3 protein-coding genes and 1 pseudogene are annotated in these 2,428 nt (G+C 77.1%); all 4 read right to left on the reverse strand.

Going from position 1 to position 2,428, the window contains the following annotated elements; genetic code table 11:
* The coding region (locus C9E82_RS23715) for a vWA domain-containing protein (RefSeq protein ID WP_122449413.1) at window positions 1-740 on the reverse strand (740 nt) is incomplete at its 3' end.
* Entirely contained in the window at window positions 737-1,690 is a 954-nt protein-coding gene (locus C9E82_RS23720; protein WP_119897279.1) for a VWA domain-containing protein, read from the reverse strand. The genes C9E82_RS23720 and C9E82_RS23715, both read right to left, overlap by 4 nt.
* Complete coding sequence (locus C9E82_RS23725; protein WP_147393049.1) at window positions 1,687-2,043, reverse strand: hypothetical protein; 357 nt, start codon at window positions 2,041-2,043, stop codon at window positions 1,687-1,689. Before C9E82_RS23725 ends, C9E82_RS23720 begins: the two co-directional genes overlap by 4 nt.
* Window positions 2,040-2,428: pseudogene (locus tag C9E82_RS24735) on the reverse strand (DUF58 domain-containing protein); the annotation flags it as partial. The gene C9E82_RS23725 and the pseudogene C9E82_RS24735, both read right to left, overlap by 4 nt.

Consider the following 2,428-nt stretch of genomic DNA (forward strand, 5'->3'; position numbering starts at 1 on the left):
CGGGCCAGGGCGTCGGGCGCCGGGGGCGGCGCGCCCTCGGCCGCGCGTGGCAGGACCAGCGCCCAGACCCGCGCGCCGTCGCCGGCCAGCCGCGCGGCCTCCTCGACGGCGCGCGGACCGGTGCCGCCGCCGTCAGAGATCAGCACCAGATCGGCGCCGCCCAGCCCCGGCCCGCCATTGGCCCCGAACAGGTCGCGCGCCATCGACAGCGCGATGTCGGGACGGCTGCCCGCCACCGGCATGGTGTCGCGCGACAGGACCGCGATCAGGCCCGACAGGCTGCCTGCATCCGTCGTCGGGGCCGAGGCGAGATAGGCATCGGCGGCATAGACCATCATCCCCGCCGGCCGGCCATTGGCCAAGGGCAGAAGCGTGGCCGCGGCCGCCTGCGCATCCGCCAGCACCCGCTCATCCGCCACGACCGAGGGCGACAGGTCCATCGCCAGCACCAAGGGGTCCAGCGCGCGATATTCCACCGCCCCCTGCCGGGGCAGCGCCGGCCCGGACAGCGCCAGCGCCAGAACCGCCGCCGCCGCGAAGGGCAGCGCGGCCTGCGGGTCGCGGCGGCCATCGGCCAGCAGGCCCAGGCGGCGCAGCGCGGGCATCAGCGCCGGATCGATCACGCCGGCCCATGCCCCCGCCAGCCGCCGCCGCCGCGCCCAGATCGCCGCCAGGGCGATCGGCGGCAGCGCCAGCAGCCACCAGGGCCGCAGCAGGACCAGACCCAGGACGGCGCTCATTCCCGTGCCCCCAGCCCTCCGGCCATGGCAAGCATCAGCGCCAGCGTCGCGGGCCAGATCCACAGCGGGCGCGGCTGGGCCACCGGCGGGCGGGCCGAGGGGTTGGGCTCCAGCCGGTCCAGTTCCTCGGCCATCCGCCGCAGGTCGGCCATGCTGCGGACCCGGAAGGTCTGCCCGCCCGCCGCCGTGGCGATGGCGCGCAGGGTGGCAAGGTCCACCGCGTCGCGGGCGGCGGGGCGGGTCTCCAGATCCTCGGGGCCAAGGGCGACGGTGTGAATGCGCACACCCCGTTCCGCCGCCAGCGCCGCCACCTGCGTCGCATCCAGCCGGGCCGAGGTGTCGCGCCCGTCCGACAGAAGCACGATGACATTCGACTGCGGGGCCGCGCCCGCCGGCTCGGCCGCGATGCGCTTCAGCGCCAGCCCCAGCCCGTCCGAGATATTGGTCGAGCGCCCGGTCAGCCCGATCTGCGCCTCGGTCAGGGCAAGGGCGACGGCGCGCAGGTCATGGGTCAGCGGGGCGGCGACATAGGCGCGGTCGGCGAAGATCACCAGCCCCATCCGGTCGCCGGTGCGGGCGCGGATGAAGCCCTCGGCCACCTGCTTGACCGCCGCCAGGCGGGTGACGGTCTGCCCCTCCAGCGCGAAGTCGGGCGTCGCCATGCTGCCCGACATGTCCAGCGCGATCACGATATTGCGGCCCGAGGCGCTGCGGTCGGGCACCATGACGATCCGCTGCGGCTGGGCCAGCGCAAGGCACAGGCACAGCCATGTCCCCGCCGCCAGCGCCAGGACCTGCCACCTGCGGGGCGCGGGCGCCGGGACGGCCGCGGCGGCCACCGCGCCGGGCAGCATCATCGCCTGCCCGGCAGGCCTGCGGGCGGGCAGCAGCCGCGCCAGCAGCGGCAGCGGCAACAGCAGCAAGCCCACAGGAAAGGCGAAGCCGATCATCGCGCGCCCCGTTTCCTGCCAAGGATCAGCGCCTCGATCCGCGCCGGATCACCCCCCTCGCCCCGATAGAGCGCGGCGCGCTGGTCGGCGGGCAGCGCGCCGCCGCGTTCGGCCAGAAGCCGGCTCAGCGCCAGCAGGCGTTCCGGCGCGGGCAGTTTTGCGGCGGCCGCGATGCGCTCGGCCGCGCGCGGGCGGCGGGGACGGCGGCGCAGGGCGGGCATGGCCAGGGCGACGACCAGGGCCGCCAGCAGCAGCCCCAGCCCGAAAGCCGCCAGGAAATCGTCCCAGCCGGCGGCGGCGAAGCTTTCCGGCAGACGCGGCGGATGCAGGCTGGCCAAGAGGTCGGGGTTCATTGCCCGCCCCCGCGCGCGACCGGGTCCGAGGAGACCCGCTGCACCCGGATGCCGGGGCGGGACAGCCGCGCGGCGCGGGCGGCGCGCCCGGCCGGCAGGGTCGAGAACCGCGCGAAGGCCGCCCCCTGCGGCGCGGCATAGGGCAAGGGCTGGGCGGGCGGCGCGGTCTCGAAACGGTCCTCGATCAGGATCAGCCGCAAGGGACCGCGCGCCGACAAGGCGGCCAGCGCCGCGTCCAGGTCCTCGCCCGGATCGTCCAGCGCGGTGGCCAGCACGATCCCCGCGCCGGGCGGGGCCTGCCGGGCGGCGCGGACCAGATCGGGCGCCAGCGGCCGGACCGGCGGCTCCCGGCCCTGCGCCGCCGCCCGCTCGGCCGCGGCCAGCG

The organism is Paracoccus sigandri, from assembly GCF_003709565.1.
In the GTDB taxonomy this organism is placed as follows: domain Bacteria; phylum Pseudomonadota; class Alphaproteobacteria; order Rhodobacterales; family Rhodobacteraceae; genus Paracoccus; species Paracoccus siganidrum.